This is a genomic window from Mesorhizobium sp. WSM4310 (assembly GCF_007003935.1).
Classification (GTDB): domain Bacteria; phylum Pseudomonadota; class Alphaproteobacteria; order Rhizobiales; family Rhizobiaceae; genus Mesorhizobium.
On the sequence record NZ_VFTA01000001.1, the window covers coordinates 277,790 to 295,566 of the forward strand.

General features: G+C 62.2%; 20 protein-coding genes. 8 read left to right on the forward strand and 12 right to left on the reverse strand.

Translation table 11 applies throughout. The annotated features are described in order from the left end of the window. Positions 1-128: 128 nt before the first annotated feature. The 8 genes from FJV80_RS01270 to FJV80_RS01305 all read right to left on the reverse strand — a co-directional run bounded on the left by FJV80_RS01270 (position 129) and on the right by FJV80_RS01305 (position 7,818). Positions 129-1,286 (reverse strand): fumarylacetoacetate hydrolase family protein, encoded by a 1,158-nt coding sequence (locus tag FJV80_RS01270; protein ID WP_095771110.1) that lies wholly within the window; start codon positions 1,284-1,286, stop codon positions 129-131. 160 nt (positions 1,287-1,446) lie between these two features. Beyond that, positions 1,447-2,316, reverse strand: a complete 870-nt coding sequence (locus FJV80_RS01275; protein ID WP_245437944.1) for an aldose 1-epimerase — start codon at positions 2,314-2,316, stop codon at positions 1,447-1,449. 16 nt (positions 2,317-2,332) lie between these two features. After that, positions 2,333-3,088: an SDR family oxidoreductase gene (locus tag FJV80_RS01280; RefSeq protein WP_142875358.1), complete on the reverse strand. Its 756-nt coding sequence runs from the start codon at positions 3,086-3,088 to the stop codon at positions 2,333-2,335. A 15-nt stretch (positions 3,089-3,103) separates the two neighbouring features. Next, positions 3,104-3,835, reverse strand: a complete 732-nt coding sequence (locus FJV80_RS01285; RefSeq protein WP_095771107.1) for an ATP-binding cassette domain-containing protein — start codon at positions 3,833-3,835, stop codon at positions 3,104-3,106. 3 nt (positions 3,836-3,838) lie between these two features. After that, positions 3,839-4,816 carry an ABC transporter permease gene (locus FJV80_RS01290; protein WP_095771106.1) on the reverse strand — a complete coding sequence of 326 codons (978 nt, stop codon included), beginning with the start codon at positions 4,814-4,816 and terminating at the stop codon, positions 3,839-3,841. 78 nt (positions 4,817-4,894) lie between these two features. Further along, positions 4,895-5,872 (reverse strand): sugar ABC transporter substrate-binding protein, encoded by a 978-nt coding sequence (locus FJV80_RS01295; protein ID WP_095786664.1) that lies wholly within the window; start codon positions 5,870-5,872, stop codon positions 4,895-4,897. 24 nt (positions 5,873-5,896) lie between these two features. After that, a complete protein-coding gene (locus FJV80_RS01300; protein ID WP_095771104.1) occupies positions 5,897-7,099 on the reverse strand; it encodes a mandelate racemase/muconate lactonizing enzyme family protein in 1,203 nt (400 codons plus the stop codon). Then, positions 7,096-7,818, reverse strand: coding sequence for a FadR/GntR family transcriptional regulator (locus FJV80_RS01305; protein WP_095786662.1), 723 nt, complete (start codon positions 7,816-7,818; stop codon positions 7,096-7,098). The genes FJV80_RS01300 and FJV80_RS01305 overlap by 4 nt, the downstream gene beginning before the upstream one ends. 103 nt (positions 7,819-7,921) lie before the next feature. Between FJV80_RS01305 and FJV80_RS01310 the strand changes: the two genes are divergently transcribed. The 6 genes from FJV80_RS01310 (at position 7,922) to FJV80_RS01335 (ending at position 13,683) form a co-directional block, all read left to right on the forward strand. Beyond that, positions 7,922-8,827 carry an SMP-30/gluconolactonase/LRE family protein gene (locus FJV80_RS01310; protein WP_095771102.1) on the forward strand — a complete coding sequence of 302 codons (906 nt, stop codon included), beginning with the start codon at positions 7,922-7,924 and terminating at the stop codon, positions 8,825-8,827. Positions 8,828-9,025: 198 nt separating this feature from the next. Continuing rightward, entirely contained in the window at positions 9,026-9,910 is an 885-nt protein-coding gene (locus FJV80_RS01315) for an ABC transporter permease (RefSeq protein WP_095786660.1), read from the forward strand. After that, positions 9,907-10,728 (forward strand): ABC transporter permease, encoded by an 822-nt coding sequence (locus tag FJV80_RS01320; protein ID WP_142875359.1) that lies wholly within the window; start codon positions 9,907-9,909, stop codon positions 10,726-10,728. The genes FJV80_RS01315 and FJV80_RS01320 overlap by 4 nt, the downstream gene beginning before the upstream one ends. Before the next feature lie 25 nt (positions 10,729-10,753). Beyond that, the gene (locus tag FJV80_RS01325; RefSeq protein WP_142875360.1) at positions 10,754-11,824 is read left to right on the forward strand and encodes an ABC transporter substrate-binding protein; all 1,071 of its coding nucleotides are present in this window, start codon (positions 10,754-10,756) and stop codon (positions 11,822-11,824) included. A gap of 175 nt (positions 11,825-11,999) precedes the next feature. Next, entirely contained in the window at positions 12,000-12,608 is a 609-nt protein-coding gene (locus FJV80_RS01330; RefSeq protein WP_095771098.1) for a cupin domain-containing protein, read from the forward strand. Further along, positions 12,598-13,683: an ABC transporter ATP-binding protein gene (locus tag FJV80_RS01335; protein ID WP_142875361.1), complete on the forward strand. Its 1,086-nt coding sequence runs from the start codon at positions 12,598-12,600 to the stop codon at positions 13,681-13,683. Before FJV80_RS01330 ends, FJV80_RS01335 begins: the two co-directional genes overlap by 11 nt. 166 nt (positions 13,684-13,849) lie before the next feature. Here the strand turns inward: FJV80_RS01335 and FJV80_RS35545 are convergent, their stop codons facing one another. Together FJV80_RS35545 and FJV80_RS01345 are read right to left on the reverse strand one after the other, a co-directional pair. After that, a complete protein-coding gene (locus FJV80_RS35545) occupies positions 13,850-13,981 on the reverse strand; it encodes a hypothetical protein (protein ID WP_280951469.1) in 132 nt (43 codons plus the stop codon). A 162-nt stretch (positions 13,982-14,143) separates the two neighbouring features. After that, the gene (locus FJV80_RS01345) at positions 14,144-14,848 is read right to left on the reverse strand and encodes an SOS response-associated peptidase (RefSeq protein WP_142875363.1); all 705 of its coding nucleotides are present in this window, start codon (positions 14,846-14,848) and stop codon (positions 14,144-14,146) included. Positions 14,849-15,035: 187 nt separating this feature from the next. Between FJV80_RS01345 and FJV80_RS01350 the strand changes: the two genes are divergently transcribed. Then, entirely contained in the window at positions 15,036-15,389 is a 354-nt protein-coding gene (locus FJV80_RS01350) for a SnoaL-like domain-containing protein (protein ID WP_142875364.1), read from the forward strand. A gap of 275 nt (positions 15,390-15,664) precedes the next feature. Then, positions 15,665-16,012, forward strand: coding sequence for an ArsC family reductase (locus FJV80_RS01360; protein ID WP_142875365.1), 348 nt, complete (start codon positions 15,665-15,667; stop codon positions 16,010-16,012). Positions 16,013-16,115: 103 nt separating this feature from the next. Here FJV80_RS01360 and FJV80_RS01365 read toward each other — a convergent pair whose 3' ends face one another. After that, positions 16,116-16,472 (reverse strand): DUF488 domain-containing protein, encoded by a 357-nt coding sequence (locus FJV80_RS01365; RefSeq protein ID WP_142875366.1) that lies wholly within the window; start codon positions 16,470-16,472, stop codon positions 16,116-16,118. 23 nt (positions 16,473-16,495) lie between these two features. Beyond that, on the reverse strand, positions 16,496-17,752 hold the full coding sequence (locus FJV80_RS01370; protein WP_095771092.1) for an aminopeptidase: 1,257 nt from the start codon (positions 17,750-17,752) through the stop codon (positions 16,496-16,498). Positions 17,753-17,777 lie beyond the last annotated feature (25 nt).

Sequence of the window (17,777 nt, forward strand, 5' to 3'; positions counted from 1 at the left end):
CTGTGTCCGGCGCGCCAGCGGCGTCGCAGCCGGTCGATCGCCAAGGCAAGCACGACCGGAGCACCGGTGGTGAAGGCGGGCCCAGATGGCATCCACGCCAAGCAAGGTCATGGCGTTTTGGATTGAGTCTAGATCAGATCAGCCTTTGCCAGGTCGCGCATGAGATGGCTGGCGCCGTAGGTCCAGTGCGGGCAGTCGGGCGACAGCCGCACCCGGTTGACCAGCGCGCCGAATTTTTCCGATGAGATGGTGACGATGTCGCCGACCTTGTGGGTAAACCCCTTGCCCTTCTCGCCGCGGTCCTTCGACGGCACGAACATGGTGCCGAGATAGAGCGCCAGCCCGTCCGGATACTGGTGGTGCGGACCCATCGCGGCGGCAACGAGCTCTTCGGGCGAACGGCTGATCTCGGCCATCGAGCTTGCGCCCTCCAGCGAAAAGCCATCCTCGCCCTCGACCTTGAGGCGCACGACCGCCTTCTTCACGTCGTCGATCGAGAAGGTGTCGTCGAACAGGCGGATGAAGGGGCCAAGCGAGGCCGAAGCATTGTTGTCCTTGGCCTTGCCGAGCAGCAATGCGGAACGCCCTTCGACGTCGCGCAGATTGACATCGTTGCCGATGGTGGCGCCGACGATGCTGCCGCTCGAGGCGGCGACCATGGCGATCTCCGGCTCCGGATTGTTCCAGGTCGACACCGGGTGCAGGCCGACATCGGCGCCGAAGCCGACCGACGCCATTGGCTGGCACTTGGTGAAGATCTCAGCATCGGGGCCGATGCCGACTTCCAGATATTGCGACCAGGCGCCGCGCGCGATCAGCTTGGCCTTGATCTCCATGGCTTCCGGCGAACCGGGCTTGAGCTTCGACAAATCGTGGCCGATCAGCCCGGCAATGTCGGCGCGGATGGCGTCGGCCTTTTCCGCCGAGCCGCGCGCCTGTTCCTCGATCACCCGCTCCAGCAGGCTGACGACGAAGGTGACGCCCGACGCCTTGACCGCCTGCAGGTCGACCGGGGAGAGGAGATAGGGTTTGGCCTGATCGCGCCCGGCTGCAAAACTATTGGCCGCGATGTCGTCGAGCGAGCCGATCGGCTTGCCCTTGGCCGAGCGCACATGCCCTGCCGGATCGGCCATCTCGCAGATGTCCCGCACGGTCGGCGCCTCGCTCGACGTAATGTCGAAGACGGTGCCGTCACGCACCGTGACCACCAGGGGATGGGGCACAGCCGGTGATCGAGCGCGGCCGAGAAAGACGCCATCGTCAGGCAGAAACGTCATGTTTGTCATTGCACTCTCGTTATTGCGCAGGATGGTTCGATGTTATGAGGTGCGCATAGCCTCTTCAAGCCGACACGCCCTGAAGCAGCATGTGCCAAGCGACGGACGATCAACGGAAATGGCCTTTGCCACCATGCCACTGCACCGCTTCGCGACTTCCGATCTGGCGCTATAGCTCACCCCAGCGTAACCGCAAATGCGCGCTTGTCGATCCGCCTTTTTCCAGCGTCGTCAGGCCGCTGCCGTGATGGGCGTCCACCACATGTGAAACGGGTTCGAAGCAGAAGAAATCAGCGTCTCGTGCCGGCGAATAGAGGACGAAGACATTCAGCGAGGGCGATGCCTCGACCGTGAGGGCGATGGCGTCGTCCGGCTGGATGATCGAGGCGTGCCCGTTCCAGCCTTCGAAGGCATTGTTGACCCAGGCGTCGGGAAGCGGCGAGGCTTGCGAAAAGTCCCAGTCCGGCCGGGAGGCCAGCGGCACCACCCCCGTCGGCAGGTGTCGTTCGTCTTCCAACCAGACACTGTGCGCCGATGCTTGCAGCAGAGTGCGCGGGCGGCGCGGAAACCAGGGGTGGAAGCCCAGCCCGTAGGGCAGGCGGATGGCGGCTCGGTTTTCGACAGCCAGCACGGCGGACAGCGCGCCTTCCTCCAATGCATAGCGGACGCTTGCATGGTAGCGGTAGGGTCCGATCGCCCCATCCTCCAGAGCCAGCTCGATTTCAGTGCCGGTTCGCCTCGTCAACCGCCACGGTCTTTGAAATGCGTCGCCGTGGAGTGGGAACCGCTCGCCTTCGACATTGGGCTCTATCGCATGGAAGCGCCCGTCAAACTCGAAGCCTCCACCGGAAATGCGGTTTGACCAGGGAATCAGCAGTTGAGACCCGAACTTCAGCAGACCTCTCGATGGCTCAAGCAGAGGCGTAGGTGCTCGGCCGGGACGGAGCGCGTCGTAGCGCAGGATGGCGGCGCCCTCGCGGGGACACACCACAAGGCTTGCACGCCCGTCGGCAAGTTCGATCTCATCGCCATTTGTCATTGAAGGGCCGCTATGGCTACCATCCGCCATCGATGTTGATGTTCTGACCGCTGATCATGTCCGAGGCCGGGGAGACGAGGAACAGCACGAGATCGGCGATATGCTGCGGCTCGATGCGTCGCTTCAGGCATTGGTTGGTAAGGATCCAGTCATTGTATTCCTTGAGCCGTTCTCCGAAGACGCGCTCCTCTGCCTCGGAAACGACGGCGCCTGGCGACACCGCGTTCACGGTGATGCCGTGTGGTCCCAATTCCCGCGCCAGCGACTTGGTGAGTCCCAGCATGGCTCCCTTCGAGGCCACATAGGGCACGTAGCCGTCCCAGCGGCCGTTCAGCGTCACCGAGCAGAAATTGACGATCCTGCCCTGGCCCTTCCTCTTCATGCCAGGCGCGCAGGCGCGCGCCAGCGCGAAGGCGGCTGACGAATTCACACGGATCTGGTCCTCGTACTCGCCAAGTGAGAATTCCTCGAACGGACGGTTTATGATGAGCGCCGCGTTGTTGATCAGAATATCGATCGTGCCTTCTTCGTCGGCGAGCGCCTTGACCGCTGCCTCGGCTTCGGCCAGCTGGTTCAAGTCGCAACCGACATAGACGATCGTACCTTTGTTTGTCGCCGCCAATTCCGCCGCGATCTTAGGCCCTTCCGCATTCTCCGGTCGGTCAAGCAGAAGCACGCGCGCGCCAGCGCGGGCAAGCGCGGCAGCCTGGGCGCGGCCGAGCGAACCCAGACCACCCGTCAGGAGCACGACTTTACCGGAAAGGTTCGTCATCACCGTTCCCGCTCCTCAAAGCACGTTGTGAACTTCATCGATGGAGGTTTCCTCGATGCGCTTGTCGAGAACGACCTCGCCGCGCGCCATCGCGACCACACGATCACAGCAATCAAAAACGTGATGCATGTTGTGGCTGATGAAAACGCCGGTCACCCCTTGCGCCTTCAATCCACGCACAAAGCCGATGACCTTGCTGGTCTCCTTGACCGAAAGGTGATTGGTCGGCTCGTCGAGGATCATCACCTTCGACTTGAAATGCATGGCCCGCGCGATGGCGACGCCCTGCCGCTGGCCGCCTGACAATTCACCGACCAGCGCGTCGGGCGAGCGCAGATGCAGGTCGACATTGGCGATCGCCTTGATGCTCTCGCTGGCCATCTGCTTTTGATCCAGGATGCCGACGCCGAATACGGAAAACAGCGTCGGTTCGCGGCCGATAAACAGGTTCCTGGCGATCGACATGGTGGGGACCATCGAATTGTACTGGTAGATGGTCTCGATACCGAGATTCATCGCGTCGCGCGGCCTGGCGATTCGCACTGGTCTGCCTTCGACCAGGATCTCGCCCTCGTCGGCGGTGTGGACGCCTGACAGAATGTTGATGAGCGTCGATTTGCCGGCACCGTTGTCGCCGACCAGCCCAAGTGCCTCGCCTCGCTTCAGGTCGAGGCTCACGCCCTTCAACGCATGGACGCCGGAATACCATTTGTGAAGATTGCGGACGGAGATGATTGCGTCTTCCATGGCTCAGCCCTCCATCTTGATCGCCTTGGCGCGCTTGCGCATCCAGGCGTTGGCGACGACGGCGAAAATGGTCAGGAAGCCGATCGCGAATTTGAACCAGTTCGCGTCGACATTGGAGAGCACCAGCCCGTTGTCGATGATGCGGATGAGGATTGTGCCGATGATGCCGCCGGCGACGGTACCGATGCCGCCTGCGAGCGACGCCCCGCCGATGACCGCCGAGGCCACCGCCTGGAGCTCCAGGCCTTCGCCGATGGAAGGCAAGGGAGAGCCCAGCCTCAGCACTTGCAACATGCCGGCGAAGCCCGACAGCATCGAGCAAAGCACGAAGCATGCGAGTTTTACTCTCGCGGTCGGGATGCCCATGGAGGCGGCAGCCGGGTGGAAGCCGCCGGTGGCCTTTATCCAATTGCCGAAATTGGTTCTGGAAAGCATCAGTGACGTCAGCAGGGCAATTCCCGCAAACCACAGGAACGACATGCGGAACATGTTGCCGGGGCCGACGAACGAAGTGAACAGCCAGTTCGGAAGATCGGCGGGAAGCAAGGGTGGAAACCCGCCCGAGACGACGATCGTCAGCGACCGGGCGATGAAAAGCATGCCGAGCGTGGTGATGAAGCTCGGGATCTCGAACCAGATCGTCACATAGCCGTTGATAAATCCGATCACCGCGCAAACGACAAGCCCGGCCAGCAAAGCAAGCGGGAAAGGCACCCCTTCGACCATGAGGACCGCCATGCACATCGGCATCAGGGCAAACACCGATCCAACCGAAAGGTCGAACTCGCCGCTGATCATCAAGATGGTGACGCCGATGGCGACGAGGCCCGTTTCCGGCAGAATGCCGAGCATGCCGCGAAGGTTATCCTGGTTGAGGAACACGCCATTCGAGCGGATCTCAAAAATCACCACCAGAAGCACCAGCAGGATCAGTCCCGCCAGTTCCGGCTTTTCCAGATAGGTCTTGAAGAGGCGTTTCAAGGCAGGCTCCAGGAATTCGAGGCAAGGGACCACCCGGCGGTGCGAACACCGCCGGGTGAACACATGGCGCGCGTGGGCTTAACGCAGGCCTTGCGATGAAAGTGTCATGATCGCGTCGGCCTGATTCGGGCGCACGATGCCTTGACCCGTATCGATGTCGGAGGGCGCCAGACCTACCTTCTTGTTCAGGTAGGCTTCCATGACCGGCATGAAGCCCTGCATGTAGGGCTGTTGGTCCACCAAAGCCTGTACGTAGCCCTTCTGCATCTGCTGCAGCACTTCCGGCACCAGATCGAACCCGCCAAGGAGGACCTTGCCCGGCGCGACGCCGCGATCCTGCAGCGACCGCGCTACGCCCGCGCACCAGAAGCCGGTGTCGAAATAGGCTGTGGTGTCGGGATGCGCATTGAGATAGGCGCCGACACGATCGGACGTGATCGCGAGGTCCGTTCCGCTGTCGATCCGCTCCCATGAGACCTGGCGGTCGGGGTGGGCCGCCTTGTACTCTTCCAGGAACTGCATCACGCCTGCGCCGCGGCTTTCGGACCAGTTCTGGCCGGGTGCGGAAATGCCGACCAGAACCTTGATTGCCCCCTCTTTCGGGAAGCTCTCGGAAATCGCCTTGCCGAGCGAATAGCCCGCCGGCTTGAAACCCTGCCCTATGAAGGCCTGCCGCGCATTGCCCTTGGCGCCCTCGGTGTCATCCACATTGACGGCAATCACCAACACACCGGCATCTCGCGCTTCCTTGATGACGTCGTCGAACGCCTTGTTGTCGACAATCGAGGTCAGCAGCGCATCCGGCTTTGCCGCAAGCGCGGCGCGCATGTTGGCGAGTTGCTGCTCGACCGAGCCTTCGGTCTGGGTGAAAATCATGTTGCACTTGGCCTCGACCTTGCCGCAGGCATCGTCAAAGCCCTTTTTCACCGCCTGCCAGAAGGTGTTCGAGGCCGACGAATGGTGCGTGAAGACGATGTTGAGCCCGTCGGCGCTGGCGACGGAAGGCCCGGCGAACAGTGTCGTCGCGAGCAAAAGCGTTGCAGTCAGTCGTTTCATTACTAATCCTCCCGTTGGTGTTCTTCAGATGTCCGCCTTGTCGGAGACGCGGCGATGGACGGTGTAGGCCCGACCGAGGTCGGGATTGAGTTCCAGCCCGAGGCCGGGGCCAGGCGGCACGGTGATCATGCCGTCCTTGACTTCCGGTAGCGCGGTCACGAGGTCGCGATACCAGGTCCTGTAAAATGCCCGCACACTCTCCTGTACGAGTGCGTTGGGCGCGTTGAGGGACAAATGCGTGGACGCCGCCAGAACCACCGGCCCGGTGCAGTCGTGCGGCGCGACCGGCAAATGCCAGGCCTCAGCCATCGCCGCGATCTTGCGTGCTTCGGAAAGCCCGCCGCACCAGGAAATGTCCAGCATGACGATGCCTGCGGCGCCGGTCTCCAGAAGGTCGCGGAATGCCCAGCGACTGCCCAAGGTTTCCGACGCCGAGATCGGTGCCGGGCTCGCGGCCTCATAGCGCTTGAGATCGGCGAGGCTGTCCATGCGGATGGGATCCTCATGCCAGTACGTGCCGTAAGGCCCGAGCGCCTTGGCAATCTTGATCGCGGGCAAGAGCTGCCACATGGAGTGGAACTCGACCATGATGTCGATCTTGTCACCGACAGCTTTGCGGATCTTCTCGAAGGGTTGCAGCGCGGCTTTCAGGTCGCCGGCGTTGATGTCTTGCCCTCGGCTTTTCTCGGCGGCATGGTCGAAAGGCCAGATCTTCATGGCCGTGATGCCGTCCTCGAGCAGCTCCGCTGCCAATTCGTCGGCGCGGTGGAGAAACCCGTTCAGGTCGTCGTAGCCTTGCCTTGTGCCGAGACCATAATTCGCGGTGGTCTGCCCCTTGCCGTCCTTGATGTATTCGGTGCCGGCGCAGGTGTTGTAGGTACGGATGGACTGCCGCGAAAAGCCTCCCAGGAGTTGCGCGATCGGCTGGTTCATGGCCTTGCCGAAAATATCCCAGAGCGCGATGTCGAAGGCGGAATTGCCGCGGACTTCGACCCCGCTTGAGCGGAAACCGAGATAGCCGACCAGGTCCGCGGAAAGCAGATCGATCTGCAGTGGATCGCGGCCGATCACGCGCGGCGCGACATATTCATGGACATATTCCTCGACCGTGCGGGCCAAGAAAAAGGTTTCGCCAAGGCCGGTGATGCCCTCGTCGGTATGCACCTCGATCCAGAGCAGATTGGGCCGCTCTTCGATACGAATGGTCTCAAGCGAGCGGATTTTCATGCGATCCCCGCGTCGATCAATGCCTTGACGCTTTTGTCGAAATGCGCGGCCATATGTTCGGCGGCGAGTTGCGGGTTCCCCGCGATGATCGCCCGAGCAATATCCGCGTGCCCCTCGATCATCTTGATCTGCTCTTCCTCGGTTGCACGCGTACGCCAGCCGATCACCCAGGTGCGTCGCGTGACGCCGCTGAAGGCGTTGATGATCAACGAAAACACCGGGTTGTGAGAGGCCCGCGCGATCGCTTCATGGAATGCGATGTCGTGTTCCATGACGATCTCCGGCGCACGGTAATTCTCGCGCATCAGCTGCGCGCATTTCTGAACGTCAGCCGCCTCCGCGTCGGTCCGCCGGAGCGCGGCCAGCGCCACCGTGCGCATTTCGATGGTGCGGCGCACATCATAGACCTGCTGGATACTGATCTGTTCGGTCGTGACGCCGTGCTCGATCACCATCGACATCGCGCCAATGTCGAGCTTGGCAACGCTGGCGCGCCGCCCGGCGCTCATGTCGATCAGGCGCATCGCCGACAGCGACCGAAACGCCTCCCGCACCACCGTGCGCGAGACACTGAGCTTGCGGGTCATGTCGGCTTCACTGGGCAAGAGGTCGCCAGGGCCAAGGCCTTCAACGCGGATGTGTTGGGTGATGGCCTGAATGGCGGCGCTCACCAGCCCGGGATTTGTCTCGTCAGGCCCTATGCTGCGATCGCTTACCATTTGCCCAAAACCTGTATGACATGTTTTCTCGAAATGTGTATATCTTTGTGAAATCTTGTCTGTCAATAGCGGTTGACTACGCGACAGTTGGAGGGGAAGGGCAGTGGATAGCGGAGAAAAACGGCCAGGCTTGGCGTTCGATGCCCAGGATATCGTCGGTGAGAGCCTGCTCTGGGACGAGAACAGGAAGACACTGATCTGGGTGGATATAGTCGGGCGACGCATCCACCAGCTCGATCCGGTTACTCGCGATCATCAGAGTTGGCAGACACCGGACCTCGCAACCTCGATTGGCCTGCGCGGGGACGGTGGCGCGATCGTCGGGCTGCGAAAGGATGTGGCTCTGTGGGATTTCGGAGAAGCCTTCAGGACGATCGCGACGATCGAACCGGACAGCCCTGACACACGGTTGAATGAGGGCGTGGTCGCCCCGGATGGCTCGTTCTGGGTCGGCACCATGGAAAACAACATCGACGACGATGATCTTGCGCGCGATATTTCGCGAGATGCGGGGCGGATCTATCGCGTCGACACAGCCGGCATTGTCGAGGCGCTCAGTGCCGATCGCTTCGGCATCACCAACACGATGATCTGGACAGCGGATAATGCCTTCATCACGGCGGACACGACGAAGAACCAGGTCTTTCGTTATCGCTGGGACAGGGTGCGGTCGCGAATAACCGATAGGCGTCCCTTCTTCTCGGACTTTCCACGCGGTCTGCCGGACGGGTCGTGCATGGATGCGGAAGGCTATGTCTGGAACTGTCGCGTTGCGGGGGGCGGGTGCCTGGTTCGCATTTCACCTGACGGGGTCCTGGACAAGGTGGTGGACCTGCCGTGCAGCTGGCCCACGAGCTGCACCTTCGGCGGCGAGAATTTCGATACCCTCTTCGTCACTTCGGCGCGGTTTACCATGAGCGAGAGACACTTGCAGGCAAACCCGCAGGAGGGCGGGCTGTTCGCGGTGCGCGCAGGCGTTCGAGGCACACCGGCCAAACGGTTCGGATGAGATTAGCTGACGAACGCGGCCGAGAACGGCAGGCTTACCAGGTCGGCTACGGCTTTTTGACCATACCGGGCAAAGCCCCAAGCGTTCCGGCATTCGCTGGAGCGTTGATGACGACCAATTCAGGAAAGCCGGATTCTGCTTGACAGTTTCACGAATATGAAAAACTGTTAGCCAATTTCAAATTTGGTGGGCAGGTCGATGTCGGCCTTAGTTGCAGCACAAGCGCCAGGGGCCCGGTCTTCATCGGGCTTCCGGCTCGCCATGCTTTTGCCAGGGGCGCTGGTCACTTTCCTGCTGATCCTGTTCGCGCTTGGCCTGGTGCTGTTCCTCGCCTTCCGCGGCAATGACGGCTCGCTCCTCGGCGTCGGGCTGACCGTCGAGAACTTCGTCACCGTGGCCACCGATCCGCTCTACTGGACGGTGACGCTGCGCTCGCTGGTCATCGCCGGCCTGGTGACGCTGGCAACCGTCGCCACCGCCTATCCCGTCGCCTATTATCTTGCCTTCCATGCCGGGCGCCGGCGCGGCCTGCTCTTGTTCCTGGTGACGCTGCCATTCTGGACCAGCTATCTCCTGCGCGTCTTCGCCTGGAAGATCGTGCTCGCCTATAACGGCGTCCTGAACTCGGCGCTGATCGAAAGCGGCATCTGGTCGGAGCCGACACTGGCCTTTCTCAACACGCCGGCCGCTGTGGTCGTCACGCTGGCTCACGCCTATGCGCCCTTCGCCATCCTGCCGATCTATGTGGCGCTCGACACCATCCCGAAATCGCTGCTCGAGGCTGCCTCCGACCTCGGCGCGCGGCCGTTTACCGCGTTCCGCCGCGTCGTGCTGCCGAACTCCATGCCGGGCGTGCTGGCGGCCGCGCTCGTCGTCTTCGTGCCGACGGTCGGCGACTATGTCACGCCGGCCATGGTCGGCGGCCCGGCCAGCACCATGATCGGCACGCTGATCCAGTCGCAATTCGGCAAGGCCAATGATTGGCCGTTCGGCGCCGCGCTTTCGGTCTGCGTCATGCTGGTCATCCTCGTCGTGGTGCTGGTCGCGCGCGGTGCCGACCGCAGATTTGGCAGCCGCACATGAAAGCCGAACGCGCCGGCACGAAACCGGATGGCCGCTGGCTCGGCCTCTACGTGCTTGCCTATCTGGTGTTTCTCTATCTGCCGGTCCTGCTGATTCCGCTGTTTTCCTTCAACGATTCCATCCAGGCGGCGTTTCCGCTGCAGGGTTTTACGTCGCAATGGTATGCGACGCTCTACGGCAATCCGGCGCTGTCCGGCGCGCTCCTGAACAGCCTCGTCATCGGCACCATCGCCGCTTCCGGTGCCACGCTGTGCGGCATCACCGTGTCCTATATGGACCTCTATGGCCGCTCGCCGCTTGCCGCCACCATAAGCGCCATAGCTCGCCTGCCGATCCTCATCCCCGGCGTCATCGTCGGCATATCGTTGCTGATCCTGATCAATCTCATCGGCCTTGGGCCGTCGCGCATCGCCATCGTGCTCGGCCACATACTGGTGGCATTGCCGACGACCGTGGTCGTCATGCGCAGCCGTTTCGCCGCCATCCCCAGGACGGTTCGCGAGGCGGCGCTCGACCTCGGCGCCTCCGACTGGACGACATTCCGGCGCGTCATGCTGCCGCTCAGCCTGCCCGCCGTGCTGTCGGCCTTCATGCTGGCCTTCCTGATCTCCTTCGACGAGTTCATCGTCGTCTTCTTCCTTGCCGGAACCGAGCCGACCCTGCCGCTCTATATCTGGAGCCAACTGCGCTTTCCCCGCTCGCTGCCGACCGTCATGGCGCTGGGGACGGTGATCCTGGCCACATCCTTCATCATCGCCGGCACTGCCGAGATCCTGCGCCATCGCGGGCTCGGTGCCGCGCGCCGCGATCCAGCCTGACCATAACAATGAGAGGAGAACGAAAATGACATTCCACCTGACATCGATAACCGGATACAAGGCGCGCGCCGGCCTCGCCGCGCTGGCGCTAGCACTGTCTTCGACCGTAGCGCCGGCCGCCGAAAAGCTGCAATATTTCACCTGGTCGGGTTACGAACTGCCCGATTTCAACAAGAGCTTCCTCGCCGCCCATCCCGATGGCGTCGAGGCCTCGATCTTCGGCGACGACGACGATGCCTTCACCAAGGTCAAGGCCGGCTTCCGGCCCGACATCGCGCATCCCTGCTACGACAAGGTGGCGCGCTGGAACAAGGAAGGCCTGCTGCAGCCGATCGACACCAAGCGCATCAAGAACTGGGATTCGATCTTCCCGGTGTTCAAGAACCTGCCCGACCTGCAGGCCGGCGACGGCAAGGTGTGGATGGTAACGTGGGACTGGGGCAACACCTCCATCCTCTACCGCACCGATCTGGTGAAGAACCCCGAGGCAAGCTGGAACCTGCTGTGGGACAAGCAATATGCCGGACGCATGGCGACGATCGACGCCGTGCATGACACGCCGATCGTCGCCGCGCTTCTGGCCGGCGTCAATCCGTTCGACATGACGCCCGCTGAGATGGACAAGGTCGCGGCAAAGCTGCGCGAACAACGCCCGCTGCTGTCGAGCTACACCACGGACATGACGTCGGTCGAACAAGCGCTGGCCAGCGGCCAGCTTGTCGCCGCCATGACCTGGAATGCGTCGGCCACCTCGCTGAAGAAGCAGGGCGTGCCGGTCGAGTTCATGAAGCCGAAGGAAGGCATGCTGACCTGGGCCTGCGGCTTTGTCATGTTGAAGGACGCCAAGAATGTCGATCTCGCCTATGATTTCATCAACAGCCGGCTGGATGCCGATTCGGGCAAATATCTCATTCAGTCCTATGGCTATGGCAGTTCTCTGAGCACCGCCTTCGCCGGCGTGGCGAAGGAGGAACTGGAGAAACTGCAGCTGCCGTCCGATCCCGAGGTGATGCTGAAGAACACCATCTTCACCGGGCCGATGAAGCAGAATGACGATATGGCCAAGATGTTCGAGAAGGTGAAGGCTGGCGGGTGAGCACTCTTGCCTTCTCCCCTTGCGGGAGAAGGTGGCCGCGAAGCGGCCGGATGAGGGGTGTTCCGGGGAACGCCAGCGTCTCACTCCGCTGGAACACCCCTCATCCGTCTCGGCGCTGCGCGCCGATCCACCTTCTCCCACAAGGGGAGAAGGGAAAGACAACGAGGACGAATGCATGGACATGCTGGACGACGCCGCCGAAAAACCCAGGGACGATGCCGATGTTCGCGTCGGGCGCCGTGTGCGGGCGCTGCGGCTGGAGCGGCGCCTGTCACTGGCCGAACTGGCGGCCAGGGCAGGCGTGTCGATCGGCGCGCTGAGCCAGATCGAGCGCGGCATGTCCTCGCTGCGCGTCAAGGTGATCTGGCCGCTCGCCGCCGCCCTCGACATCGAGCCCTCGGCGCTGATCGCCGATGGCGACGAGGCCGTCAACGATCTCTATTGCGTGCGCGCCGACAAGCGGCGCTCCATTCCCGTCAAGTCGGAAGGCATTGCCAAGGCGCTGCTGTCGCCGCCCGGTGCGACGCTGACCGGCATGCTGGTGACGGTGGAGGCCGGTGGCGGCACGGCGGAAGCCTATGCCCATGCCGGTCATGAATTCGGCTATGTGCTTTCGGGCGAGGCCGAACTGGTGGTGGACTCGACAAAATACGGGCTGAAGACCGGCGACAGCTTTGCCTTCAAGAGCACGCTGTTGCATGCCTTCCGCAATCCCGGCGCTGAGCAATGCCAGATCCTGTGGGTCAACACCACGAAGCCTTCCGAGGTTCGCGATGGCGCCTGATCCACTCGTCCGGTTGCAGGCGGTCTCCAAGGTTTTCCCGGGCGGCATCGTTGGGCTCGATGCCGTCGATCTCGACATTATCAGCGGCGAGTTCATCACGCTGCTCGGGCCGTCAGGCTGTGGCAAGACCACCAGCCTGCGCGTCATCGCCGGCTTCGAAAGCCCGTCGAGCGGCAAGGTCTTGCTTGACGGCCGCGACATCACGGCGCTTCGGCCTTTCGACCGGCCGGTCAATACGGTGTTCCAGGATTACGCGCTGTTTCCGCATATGGATGTCGCCGACAATGTCGGCTTCGGCCTGTCATTGCGCAGATTGTCGGGAATCGAGCAGGCAAAGCGGGTCGGCGAAGCGCTGGACATGGTCGGTCTCGCCGACAAGCTTCGCGCCCGTGTTTCCGAATTGTCGGGCGGCCAGCGCCAGCGCGTGGCACTTGCTCGCGCCATCGTCTGCGAGCCGCGCGTGCTCTTGCTCGACGAGCCGCTGTCGGCGCTGGACGCGCATCTGCGCGAACAGATGCAGGTCGAACTGAAGCGGCTGCAGTCGCGGCTCGGCACGACCTTCGTCATGGTCACCCATGACCAGACCGAGGCTCTGTCGATCTCCGATCGCATCGTCGTCATGAACAAGGGCCGCATCGAGCAGATCGCGCCGCCGGCGACGCTCTATGACCGGCCTGCGACGAAGTTCGTGGCGAGCTTCATCGGCACCATGAACCTGCTGCAGTCGCGCTTTGTCGGCCGCGACGGCGATCGTTTGCGCTTCACTGCCGGCGCTCTGCCGCTGGAGGCTACCTCCGAAACCGGCCAGGCACCCGGCGAAGGTGAGATGCGCACCATCGGCGTGCGTCCGGAGGACTTGCTGGCCGCCACCGAGGCGACCGAAGGAACCGCGCCGGCGCGGGTGAACAGCATCGTCTTCCACGGCCGTACCTTGCGGCTGCATGCTGAACTTGGGCAGGGGTTGCCGGTGGTGATCGATGCGCCGCGCCAGGCCGAGGGGTTTCAATTCAGCATTGGCGATGTGGCGCATGTCAGCCTGCGCCGTGGCGCCAACTGCCCCATGCTGCCGGGCTAGCCTCTTCCGCCTTCGCATGGTCGCCCGCAACCGCGGGCTGGGCTGGTCTGATCGACATGTGAACAAACGACCATGGAATTAAGTAGGAATTGACTAATCTAGGAAGAAATTCCTAAATTAGTTGATGCCGGAATTGAGCACCCGACCGCGCCGAAATGTACAAACCCTATGCCTCGCGCACGAAGTGGGGCAACTCATTCGTGTCCGATGCCGGCACTGCAACATCACCCGGCACTATCTGCCCGGCGATCTCGCCAAGCTTGTCGGTGACATTGCCTTTTGGGATGTCGAACGGCATATGCGGTGCGAGCGCTGCAAGCTTCGCGAGCTTGATGCCGACATAATTTTGCCGAGCGCTGCTGAGCGCTTGAAAATTCGTGTGAGACGCCTTGTCGAAATCCGCATGGTTCGCCGTGTCATATGGCGAGACGAGGATGAGGAATGCGGCTAGCCCTTCAGCCTAGAACAGAGACCCTTGGGCCGGTGCCTGCTGCGGAAACTTGATTTGTGTGGCTGGCTTCTCAACGATGACCAACGCGTTGTCTGGCGCTGTTCGCTGCAAATGCCGTGCTTCTGCCCAGGGTGCCGTCAGCCAGGCCTCGGTCTCCTCCGAAGTGGTCAGGATTACTGGCATGGCCTTCTCATGGATCGGCACGATGAGGGCGTTAGGCTTGGTTGTCATGAAGGCAAATAACTCGAAGTCGCCCGGTCCGTCCTTGACCTTTCGAACACCCTGCCAACGGGTCCAGAAGCCGGCGAAGAAGAACAGCGGCCGGCATTCGTCACGGGCAAACCAGTAATTGCGCTGGATGCCTGTTTCTGGGTCCTTGTCGCTCGGTGTCGGGCTGGGTTCGGCAAAACTGGTGACCGGCACGACGCATCTATGCTCGACCCCGACAAACTGTTGCCAGTGCGAATATTGTGGATTGCGAACGTTGGTCGTGCCGTAGTCGGCCTTACCCTTCATGCGCTCTGGTGGCGTCGGCAACCCCCAAAGCAGTTTCGCCAGCTCACGCTTCCCGTCTGCCGTGTTGCGGACGACCGGGCCAGGCTGATTGGGGTAGATGTCAACGGAAGGTTCAAGGTTGCCGCTGATATCGCGCAGCGCGCGCGTCCATTGGCGGACCGCCTCTTGCGTCGTGGTGATGTTGTAGAGGTTGCACATCCATCCAGCATTGCGGAATTGGCTTGCGTCTGCAACCGAGGCCGCTGCCCGCGCTCCTGCAATTCATCGTCACAGAGCCGGGCTATATCGATCGTCCTGACACACTTTGTCAGCTGTCATGTGGGCACAGGTGGCAGACGGGCAGGCTCTTCCCTAATTGCAGTGCGTCTGAACAGGAGGAATACACATGACCAACGCGGAAATTGCCAAGGATTTCACCGAGCTCCTCAAGCAGGGCGATCACAATGGCGCTGCTGAAAAATACAATGCCGACGATATCGCCAGTTACGAAGCCATGGAGGGGCCGATGGCCGTCAGCCACGGCAAGGAGGCCCTCAGGCAGAAAAGCCAATGGTGGCAGGAAAACCACGAAGTCCACGGTGGTTCGGTCGAAGGCCCTTATGTCAACGGCGACCAGTTCGCGCTGCGCTTCACGTTCGACATTACGCCCAAGGCCACCGGCCAGCGCGTCACGATGGATGAGGTTGGCCTCTACACGGTCAAGAACGGCAAGATCACCGAAGAGCGCTTCTACTACTGAGGCCGAAAGCTCCGACATCGGAGGCTTCTCTTCGCTACAGGATCGAGAAACAAGCATGGCGGCCCGGGACGGCGTCCTGGCCGCCATGCGAGAGTTCAAATCGTCTTCACATACTCGGCGAGCTGATCGGCCACCGTACCCCAGCCATCGAAGAAACCCATCTCATCATGGTTGTTGCCCGAATATTCCGCAGTTACGGGCCTGGGTGCTGGCAAAGCGGGAAGGGCGGTTTTAGGCTGTGGGACGGATTCGACTGTCAGCTTGAGGGACGCGCTTTGACGATTACGATCTACGGCATCACCACCTGCGACACGGTCAAGAAGGCGCGCGTCTGGCTGGAGAGCCATGACGTGGCCTATCGCTTCCACGATTTTCGTGCGGAGGGGCTGGGCGCGAAGCGGCTGGATGGCTGGGTCGGCAAGGTCGGCTGGGAAAAGCTGCTCAACAAGGGCAGCACCACATTCCGCGAACTGGCGGATAAGGACAAGCAAGGCCTCGATGAAAACAAGGCGAAGGCGCTGATGCTGGCCAAGCCGACGATGGTCAAGCGGCCGGTGCTGGAAATCGGCGATCGGGTTCTGGTTGGGTTCAAGCCGGATGTTTATGAGCAGGCGGTGAAGTAGGTAGCGAAGCCGTTGAAGCTGCCGATCTCCCCCCTTGTGGGGGAGATGTCCGGCAGGACAGAGGGGGGCGCTGTCCCGCCGGCCCCAGAAAGTTATGGCCGCCTCAGCCTCTCCCGCGCAAATACTCCGCCAGCGCCACCGCATTGTTGTGCGCCCCGTCATGGGCGCCGTAGAGCAGCGTTACCTTGCCCTCCCGAAGCAGGTCGCGCAGTTGCGTCACCGCTTCTTCATTCCGATCCAACTCGACGCGATAGCGTTTCTGGAACTCCGCCCAGCGTACGGGCTCATGCCCGAACCACTTCCGCAACTCGTCGCTCGGCGCGATCTCCTTCAGCCACAGCGCCAGCGCGGCATGCTCCTTGCTGACGCCGCGCGGCCAGATGCGATCGACCAGCACCCGCTGCCCGTCATCGGCAGCGGCCGGCTCGTAGATCCGCTTGACCATCAGGTCGAACGCCATTCGACCTCCCTACGCCGAACCCCTCAGGCCCACTCGCCCTTGCGCATCACCGGCACGCGGCTGCCGTCCTTGTGGACGCCGTCAATGTCGATCTTGTCCGAGCCGATCATCCAGTCGATGTGGATGAAACTCTTGTTGCCGCCGCGCGCGGCGATCTCGTCCTGGCTGAGCGAGGCACCGTCGACAAAGCACTTGGAATAGCACTGGCCGAGCGCGATGTGGCAGGCGGCGTTTTCGTCGAAAAGCGTGTTGAAGAACAACAGGCCGCTGGCCGAGATCGGCGAGGAATGCGGCACCAGCGCCACCTCGCCGAGACGCCGTGCGCCCTCGTCGGTGTCGAGCACCTTCTTCAGCACATCCTCGCCCTTCGACGCCTTGGCCTCGACGATCCTGCCTTCCTCGAAACGCACCGAAATCTCGTCGATCAACGTTCCCTGGTAGGACAGCGGCTTGGTCGAGGAGACATGGCCCTCGACGCGCCTGGCATGCGGCGTGGTGAAGACCTCCTCGGTCGGGATGTTGGGATTGCAGGTGATGCCGTTCTTGGCGGTCGAGGCGCCGCCCATCCATTCATGGCCGTCCGCCAGCCCGACTGTCAGGTCGGTACCTGGTCCGGTGAAGTGCAGCGCATGGAAATTATGGCCGTTCAGCCATTCGGTTCGGCCGCGCAGCGCGGCGTTGTGCGCCTTCCAATTGCCGATCGGGTCTTCCACATCGACCCGCGACGCCGCGAAGATCGCGTCGGCGAGCTTCGCCACCGCGACGTCGTCGGCGTCATCGGGAAACACCTGCTTGGCCCAGGCGAGGTCCGGATAGGCGACGATGTTCCAGTTGATGTCGAAGCCGGTGATCTTTTCCAGCGCCGGCTGGTAGGCCATGGAATTGGCCTTGTTGGCGCGCGCCACTTTTGCCGGGTCCTGCGCCGACAGGAGCGACGGATCCTCGCCGCGCACGGCAAGCCTGGCGGCATTGTTGGAAAAAGCCTTCGCCATGCCTTCATAGAGCCAGCCGGCGGCGCGATCGAAGCTGGCGTCGGCGCCGAAGCGATAGCGCGCCAGTGTCATCTCGTCATCGTTGAAGATCGGTGTCACCAGACCGGCACCGGCCTTGTAGGCATGCTCGACGATGCGCCTGGTCAGCGGCAATGCCGCGATCGACGAGGTCAGTACGAGATCCTGGCCGGGCTGCAATTGCAGGCCGACCTTGATGGCGACTTCCGCCAGCCTGTCGAGCTTCACCGTGTCGATCGTTGCGGAAACGCCGCGCGAATGTGTGGTCATGATCCTGCCTGCCGTGATGTGAGGT